Annotated in this window: 5 protein-coding genes and 1 rRNA gene; 3 read left to right on the top strand and 3 right to left on the bottom strand. The window is 63.1% G+C overall.

Going from position 1 to position 7,858, the window contains the following annotated elements:
• Positions 1 to 97, bottom strand: a 16S ribosomal RNA gene (locus KW836_RS10880); the annotation flags it as partial.
• Positions 98 to 924: 827 nt separating this feature from the next.
• The gene (locus KW836_RS27855; protein WP_370633000.1) at positions 925 to 1,140 is read right to left on the bottom strand and encodes an isoleucyl-tRNA synthetase; all 216 of its coding nucleotides are present in this window, start codon (positions 1,138 to 1,140) and stop codon (positions 925 to 927) included.
• A gap of 288 nt (positions 1,141 to 1,428) precedes the next feature.
• Here KW836_RS27855 and KW836_RS10870 point away from each other — a divergent pair, with 288 nt between their 5' ends.
• Complete coding sequence (locus KW836_RS10870) at positions 1,429 to 2,352, top strand: LysR substrate-binding domain-containing protein (RefSeq protein ID WP_218343227.1); 924 nt, start codon at positions 1,429 to 1,431, stop codon at positions 2,350 to 2,352.
• Positions 2,353 to 2,507: 155 nt separating this feature from the next.
• On the opposite strand, the gene KW836_RS10865 is transcribed toward KW836_RS10870, so the two are convergent.
• A complete protein-coding gene (locus tag KW836_RS10865) occupies positions 2,508 to 4,025 on the bottom strand; it encodes an acetyl-CoA hydrolase/transferase family protein (protein ID WP_218343226.1) in 1,518 nt (505 codons plus the stop codon).
• Positions 4,026 to 4,272: 247 nt separating this feature from the next.
• On the opposite strand from KW836_RS10865, the gene KW836_RS10860 reads away from it, so the two are divergent.
• Positions 4,273 to 5,199, top strand: coding sequence for a LysR family transcriptional regulator (locus KW836_RS10860; RefSeq protein ID WP_218343225.1), 927 nt, complete (start codon positions 4,273 to 4,275; stop codon positions 5,197 to 5,199).
• A 227-nt stretch (positions 5,200 to 5,426) separates the two neighbouring features.
• Positions 5,427 to 7,841, top strand: a complete 2,415-nt coding sequence (locus KW836_RS10855) for a DUF3772 domain-containing protein (RefSeq protein WP_218343224.1) — start codon at positions 5,427 to 5,429, stop codon at positions 7,839 to 7,841.
• The last annotated feature ends 17 nt before the right edge of the window (positions 7,842 to 7,858 follow it).

The raw sequence follows: 7,858 nt of genomic DNA, 5'->3' as shown, positions 1-7,858 counted from the left end.
ACTCGCCACCAGACCGAAGTCCGTGCTGCCGTTCGACTTGCATGTGTAAGGCATCCCGCTAGCGTTCAATCTGAGCCAGGATCAAACTCTTCAGTTTAATCTCTGTATTTGTTTCGTATTCTTGGTCTGAATAAATCCAAACCAGGTCATACGTCGCTACTCAAAGGAAGTGAGGTATGTTCTTAAACTTGACGTCTAAGGTACTTCACTTCTAGTGAGCACTTGATTTCTTGTGCTTGCGATCCAGGCCGAAACCCAAACCGCTGCACTCGCATCAAGCGCCCACACTTATCGGTTGTTTAATTGTTAAAGAGCGGTACTGCTAAATTCTGTACTACTGGTTTCTGCCTTCAACTTCGGCCAACTTCGCTTTCGCGTCGTCGCTGTCGTTGCAGCAGAGAAACGAGATTATGAAGAAGTTTTTATCGCTTGTCAAGTCAGCTGCGCATTTTGCCTTGCTTTCTTGCTGCGACCTCTTCAGGTCTCGCCAAGACTTTCGCCCTGCCTAGCAGCTGCCGAAACATCAGGGTAAACCCTAATTTTTCGGCAACTGCCAAGCCCAAGACTATAGCACAATTTTTGCAGATCTTGCAACTGGCTTCTGCCTAATTTGCATCGATCTTTGCAATAACCGCAGAGCGCTCATTTCTGATTGCCGTTGCGGCAGGTGATGCCGGGATGCCCCGCCTCGCCTGTTGCACTTGCTTGGCTTCGCGTCTCAAAAACTGTGTGAGCTGCGAAGGAGCGAGACTATAGCACAGAATTTTGCGCTGTCATGTGGGCGTCGCAAATTATGTTGCTCTCTCTGGAGAGGCGATCTTAGCGCTGTATATATAGACGCTCTATATATATACGCGCCGCAAGTGGACGTATCCCCGAGCCCTCGGGCAGGATTTCCGCGCCTCGCGGCTGGTCCATCCCGGACTACCAACGGATGTAATCGATGTGGCGAAGGCGGGAAAGTTCGCGCCTCACGCTGGCTTCGTTGATCAGCCATGGGGGTGCGCCCACGTCGCTGAGCAGGTGCGGCTCCATGTCCTGGGCCATGTTGCGCATCCGCGCCGTGTTGCGCCAAGCGCGATAGGCGTGCCAAATGCGCGTGAGGAAGCTGCGGTCCGACGCTTGCGCGGCCTCCAACACGGCAGGCGTTGCAGGGAGTGCGGGCGATAGCCCGAGGGGTGCAGAACGCGAAGGTATGGGCGCGACGGGTATGGACGCGACCGTTACGGACGTGACAGGTCCAGCCGTGGGCAGGGGTCCGCGGGGCGTGCCGACCAAGGAAGACGTGGGTATAAGAGGTTGCGCGGTCATAACGGGCTCCTTTTGTTCCGTTTTGGTAAGCGTAAGCGCCCAAAGACCCGCTGAAAATCGAATTGTTTTGGTCCTTTCGGTAAGCTACGATGACCAATATTCTTGAACAGGCCTGCCATGCGGTTGCCGCTGAATACCCTTCCCGCTTTTCGCGTTGTTGCGGAACTGCAGAATCTGCGCGCCGCCGCTGAGCGGCTGCACTTGACGCACAGCGCCGTGAGCCAGCAAATCAAGGTGCTTGAAGAGCAAATTGGCTTTCCGCTTTTCGAGCGTAGCGGCCGTGGCATCGTGCTGAACTCGGCCGGTGCGGCGTTGCTGTGCAGCGTGCAGGGCGCCATGGCGTTGCTCGACGAAGGGCTGATGGCGGCGAACGCGGCCGCGAGCGGGCGCGAACAACGGTTGCGCGTGTCGGTATTGCCATCGTTTGCGCAGCGCTGGCTGTTGCCGCGCATGGCGCGATGGCGCGCCCGGCATCCGGAACTGGCATTGGAGATCGAGACTTCCCAGCAGGTGGTCGATCTGGCGCGGGACGGATTCCATGCCGCGCTTCGGATCGGGCAAGGGCCGTGGGCCGGGGTGGAGTCAGAGCCGCTGTTTGATGTGCCGCTGCCGCTCATCGTGTTGGCGTCGCCTGAGACGTTGGCGGCCCTGCCCGACATTTCGCCCGAAACGCTGGCGCGGCAGCCTTTGCTCGGTGAGCGCGAGCTTTGGCAGCATTGGTTCACGGCGGCCGGTTTTCCGACGCCGGTCACGCCCGTGGCTTCCTTCAATGATGCGGGGATGATGCTGCAGGCTGCCGAGCAGGGTTTGGGCATCACGCTTGGCCGTGAACTGCTGGCGGCCGACGCGCTTTGTGCGGGGCGGCTAGTACAGGTGTCGCCCGTGCGCGTGCATTACGAACTGGGGCAGACCTACCACCTGGTGTACCGGCCGAGCTTGCGGGATTGGGCGCCGCTGAATGCGTTCAAGCAATGGCTGCGCGACGAGTTGGAGATGTCGCGCCAGACGCTTGTGACATCGAAGCCCGAGGACGAAAGCTAGGTCTCAGGCGAAAAAAAAGGTAAAGCGGCGTACAGCTGCTTTACCTTGACCAAAACGCGGCGCCCCGCAGGACGTTGCCTGGAACAGCCTGGTTTCGCTTCGCTCGAAATCCCAGGCGGACGCCGCGACGGCGGCAGTCAATCTTCAATCCCGCTTCAGGCCGCTTTGCGCGCCGATGCCACGACGGGCTGCATCGAGTCGGTTTCATTGAACCGCTGGTGCCAGGAGAACGCTTCTTCCAGCAGATGCGGCGTCTGGCCGCCACGGGCGCAAGCCCGATCGAAATAGTCTTGTAGCGCGTCGCGGTACGACGGATGCACGCAGTTCTGAATGATGGCGCGGGCGCGCTCACGTGGCGCAAGGCCGCGCAGATCCGCCAGACCGCATTCCGTGACGAGCACGTCAACGTCGTGCTCCGTGTGGTCGACGTGGGACACCATTGGCACCACGCTGGAGATGTCGCCGTTCTTGGCCATCGACTTGGACACGAAGATCGCAAGATGGGCGTTGCGGGCGAAGTCGCCTGAGCCGCCGATGCCGTTCATCATGTGCGTGCCGCCAACGTGTGTGGAGTTCACGTTGCCGTAGATGTCGAATTCCAGCGCCGTGTTGATGGCGATGATGCCCAGGCGCCGCACGATCTCGGGTGCGTTGCTGATTTCTTGCGGACGCAGCACGATGCGCTGGCGGTAGTGCTCCATGTTGGCGAGGATCTTCTCGTACACGGGTTTGGATACGGTGATGGACGACGCCGAGGCGAATGCCAGCTTGCCCTGGTCGAGCAGCTCGATCGCGCTGTCCTGCAGCACTTCGGAGTACATGACCAGGTTCTCAAAATCAGACGATTCGAACCCGTGCAGCACCGCGTTGGCGATGGTGCCGATGCCTGCCTGCAACGGCAGCAGCGCGTTGGTCAGGCGACCAGCATCCACCTCGCCGCGCAGGAATTGGTTGATATGACCTGCAATGGCGTTGGTCTCGGTATCGGGCGGCAGCGCGTTGGAGGGGCTGTCGGGCTCTTGCGTGATGACGATGGCGGCGATCCGGGCAGGATCGACCTCGATGCAGGTCTGACCGATGCGCTGGTCCGCAGACACCAGGCCGATGGGCTGGCGGGCGGGACGGTCGCCGGGAACGTAGATATCGTGCAGGCCTTCGATGGCGGCAGGCACGCTCATGTTCAGTTCCACAATGATCTTGTCGGCCTGCTGCACGAACGACGCGGAGTTGCCCACGGACATGGTCGGCACGATCGCGCCGGATTCCGTGATGGCGGCGGCTTCGATGATGGCCACGTTGATGGGACCCAGATGGCCCGCCCGCAACTGCTCCACGGTTTCGGACAAGTGCTGGTCGATGAAGGCGATTTCACCCTGATTGATCTTGCGGCGAAGGGTCGTGTCGACCTGGAACGGCAGACGCCGTGCCAGCGCATTGGCCTGCGCCAGCATTTTGTCGGTGTCGTGGCCGAGTGATGCGCCCGTGATCAACGTGATGGCGAGCGGTTCGCGTTCTGCGCGCGCTGCCAGCGCGGCCGGCACCGACTTACAGTCGCCTGCCCGAGTGAATCCGCTCATTCCGACGGTCATTCCGTCCTGAACCAGTAAGGCGGCCTGTTCGGCTGAAGTGATCCTGGCGTGCAGGTCGGCGTTACGGATCCGGTCGAAAGGCATGGTGTCTCCAAATTCAAAGGCTGGCGGCTTAGGGCCGGGCGTAGCGGCTGGGGTCTGCAGCGCCCGGGCACCGTCTGACGCGGCGTTTCCCGAAGTCCCGAAGGCCGTGGATACGGGCGCCGGGACGATTTTTCGGCAGTATAGGAAGCCGAGGGAAAATCTCGTAATGACTTAAAATCATCCGTTCCAGTCGTTTTTTTCATCATTTGAGTTTTTCTCGCGCACGGCGCGGAGGGTCAGCTTTCCCATGGACGTGCGCGCATTGCGGTATTTCGTGGAAACCGTCAGGCATGCCAGCTTCACGCAGGCGGCCAAGGCGCTGTTCGTCACGCAGTCCACAGTCAGCAAGATGATCCGGCAACTGGAAGAGGAAGCCGGCACGCCGCTTCTGATCCGCGACGGGCACACCGCCCGCCCTACCGATACCGGCCGGGTCATGTATCAGCGTGGCCTGCAAGTGCTGGAGACGATGCGCCAACTGTCGGAAGAAATGCGCCAGACCGCGGAGCTGGGACGCGGGTCTCTCGAGGTCGGTATCCCGCCCATGATCAATCTGCTGTTCACGCCAGTTGTGAAGCGCTTCCGCGAATTGCATCCCGGCATCCACCTGACCCTGCGCGAAGGCACGGGCCAGGCGGTGGAAAACCTGGTGGCCAGCGGCGAACTGGAGGTTGGCGCCACCATCCTGCCTGTCGCCCCCGACGGCGGTCTGGCCGCGCAGGCGTTTGGCAGCTATCCGATCTGGGTGATCGGGCCGCCAGACGCGCCGTGGGCCGGAAAGACGTCGCTGCCGCTGAGCGCGCTGCGCGAGGCGCGGCTGCTGATCCCCACCGACGACTTCGCAATCACCCGGCGGTTGCGGCAGGCGTTCGCCGATGCGGGCCTGCAGCCCAGCATCGCGGCGCAAAGCGCGCATTGGGATTTTCTGGTGGCAATGGCCTCGGCAGGACTTGGCGTGGCCCTCTTGCCCGAACCGCTGATGCAGCGGATGAAGACCCGCGGCCTGAGTACCGCGAAGCTTGCGAAGTCGGGCATCCAGTGGGAGGTTGGCCATATCTGGCTGCAGTCCGGCTATCTGTCGTTTGCCGCGCGTGCATGGTTGCAGGTCTGCGACGCGGTGCTGGGCAAGCCTCGCACGCGGGCGGCACTGGCGTCTGGACGCCAGTTGAAGTGAATCCAAACGTTCGGCTGGTAAACAGGCGTTGCGACAGCCGTCATGGCCGGTCGGCATGCTGATCTGGCCGGCCAAATCCGGCCCCAATTTCCCGGCCCGCTAGCGAGGTCAAGCCCACGAACTAGCACCTCTAAAAATACAGGGACGCAACACCAGTTTTTGTTGCAACGGGTGAGGCGGCGGCTTGTTATGCTGCCGCCTCCACGCGAGCAACTCGCCCCAAAAACATGATCCCGACCACGCTCACTCAGCCCTTTCGCGCCGGCCTCGTCCGCGCGCCCAACCTGGCGGCGCTGCTTGCTGCGCTGCTGCTGGTCTTCTGCTTCCTGCCCGCCTTTGCGGCGCCGCCCGCCGCCCCCGCCGACACCGAAGCCGTTCTGGGTGCGGCCCGCAAGCAGATTGACGAGATCCGCAAGCGGGTCCCCGACGAAACGGACGACGCCGTGCTGCTCAAGCAGCGGGGCGAGGCGCTGGACATCCAGTCCAAGGCGGACGCCGCAACTGAAGCGCTGACGCCGCAACTGGCTAGCGTGACCGCACGCCTGAGCGAACTGGGGACGCCCCCGGACGGCGCGAAGGAAGCGCCGGATGTGGCGGCGCAACGCGCCCAGCTGGAAAAGAACAGCCGCGCGCTGGACGCGCAGATCAAGTTGGCGCGGCTGCTGTCAGTGGATGCCGGCCAGACGGCTGAACAGATTTCAGCCCAGCGGCGCAAGCAGTTTCAGGCACGCTTGGGCGAGCGTCGCGACTCCTTCCTGTCGGGCCAGTTCTGGGCCGAATTCCGCCAGGAGTTTCCCCGGGATCTGGAACGGCTTGAAGCGTTACGCGACGACCTGTCCACCGCCGTGGGACAGACGCCGAAATGGGGTTGGCTGCTGCTGACGGTCGTTGCCGGTCTGGCAATTGCACTGCGCGTCTGGGTTGGACGGTATCTGCTGCGGCTCACGGCAACCCGAGTTCCGCCCGGACGGCTGCGCCGATCGTTTCTGGCAGTGGCCCTCGTGGCGCTTTCGGTCGCCACGCCTGGCGTGATCGCCTTGCTCATCCAGACCGGCCTGGACTGGAGATCGCAACTGTCGGACAGCACCGATTCGCTCCTGACCAACCTGGTAGCCACGGTCTGCTTCGGCGGCTTCGTGTCGGGGATGGGCTACGCCTTGCTGTCCACCAATCGTCCGTCCTGGCGCCTGCCGCCGGTCAGCGACATCGTGGCGAACCGGCTGCGCTGGCTTCCCGGCACGCTGGGCGTGCTGGTGGTCCTGATCTGGCTCGCGGAACGGTTGCCCGTCCTGCTGGACGCCAGCCTGACCACGACCATCACCCTGACCGGCATCGTGGGCGTCCTGAGCATGGCGTTGCTTGCCGCCGTGCTGTTCATCGGCCGCCGCCTGCGCCGCCAGGTCCTGCAGGACAGCGAAGCGCCGATTCCGCTGTGGGTCTCGCTGATGCTGGCCGCCATCTGGACGGTGCTGATCGTCAGCTTCGCCAGCCTGCTGCTCGGCTACGTGGCGTTCGGCAGCTTCCTGGTCAAGCAGGTGTTGTGGGTGCTGATCGTGCTGGCGTCGGCCTACCTGGCCTCGACGCTGGTCGAGGACGGTTTCAGCACCTTGTTGGGCACGGCGCACCGCGAAGGCGGTGAAGGCGAAGGGCCCAGCATGCGCGATCAGGCCGCGGTGCTGCTGTCCGGGTTGGGTCGCGTGGCGATCGCGCTGCTTGCCATCATTCTGGTGTTGGCGCCGTTCGGCGAAGCGCCGATGGACCTGGTGCAGCGCTTTGACCAGCTTCGCAAGGGCCTGGCTATCGGCGAGGCGCAGATCCGGCCCGGCGCGGTGCTGCAGGCGTTGATCGTGCTGGCGTTGTCGCTGCTGGGCGTGAAGATGCTCAAGCGCTGGCTATCCAACCGCTATCTGCCCACCACGGAGCTGGACCCGGGGATGCAGTTGTCGGCCGCGACGCTGTTTGGGTATGGCGGCTTCGTGCTGGCCGTGGCGTTGTCGCTGTCGGCCGCGGGAATCGGACTGGAACGGGTCGCGTGGATCGCGAGCGCGCTGTCGGTGGGTATCGGTTTTGGCCTTCAGGCGGTGGTGCAGAACTTCGTGTCGGGCCTGATTCTGCTGGCCGAGCGGCCGGTGAAGGTGGGCGACTGGGTTTCGCTGGGCGGCGTCGAAGGCGACATCCTGCGCATCAATGTGCGCGCCACCGAGATCCAGATGGGAGACCGGTCGACGGTGATCGTGCCCAACTCCGAATTCGTGACGAAAACGGTGCGCAACGTGACGCGGTCCAATCCGCTTGGCCTGGTGCAGATCAAGCTGCCCATGCCGTTGTCGACGGATGCCGAGCAGGTGCGTGAACTGATGCTGCAGGCGTTGGCGGATCACGAAGACGTGCTGGAGTCGCCGGCGCCCAACGTCTTCCTGGACGGTATCGACGCAGGCCACCTGATCTTCAATGCAAGGGGCTATGTGTCGTCGCCGCGTGCCGCGTACGGCGTGCGCAGCGCGCTGCTGTTCACGGTGCTCAAGCGCCTGGACGAGGCCAAGCTTGAAGTGTCGTCCCCGCCGACCATGCTGCTCGCGTCGGCGCCGGAACCCGCGCAGGCGCCCGCGCCCGTCGCGGTCCCGCCGCCCGCCACGCCCTGATTGCCGTCATGCACAGG

Origin of the sequence: Achromobacter sp. ACM05 (assembly GCF_019218915.1) — a bacterium.
Taxonomy (GTDB): Bacteria; Pseudomonadota; Gammaproteobacteria; order Burkholderiales; family Burkholderiaceae_B; genus Achromobacter; species Achromobacter animicus.
This window is presented reverse-complemented; position numbering and strand designations above follow the sequence as displayed.

What these genes read in the sequence shown, in the direction of transcription:
- KW836_RS10860 (WP_218343225.1), top strand. Translation starts at nt 4,273, where the DNA reads ATGGACGTGCGCGCATTGCGGTATTTCGTGGAAACCGTCAGGCATGCC.
- KW836_RS10870 (WP_218343227.1), top strand. Translation starts at nt 1,429, where the DNA reads ATGCGGTTGCCGCTGAATACCCTTCCCGCTTTTCGCGTTGTTGCGGAA.
- KW836_RS10855 (WP_218343224.1), top strand. Translation starts at nt 5,427, where the DNA reads ATGATCCCGACCACGCTCACTCAGCCCTTTCGCGCCGGCCTCGTCCGC.
- KW836_RS10865 (WP_218343226.1), bottom strand. Translation starts at nt 4,025, where the DNA reads ATGCCTTTCGACCGGATCCGTAACGCCGACCTGCACGCCAGGATCACT.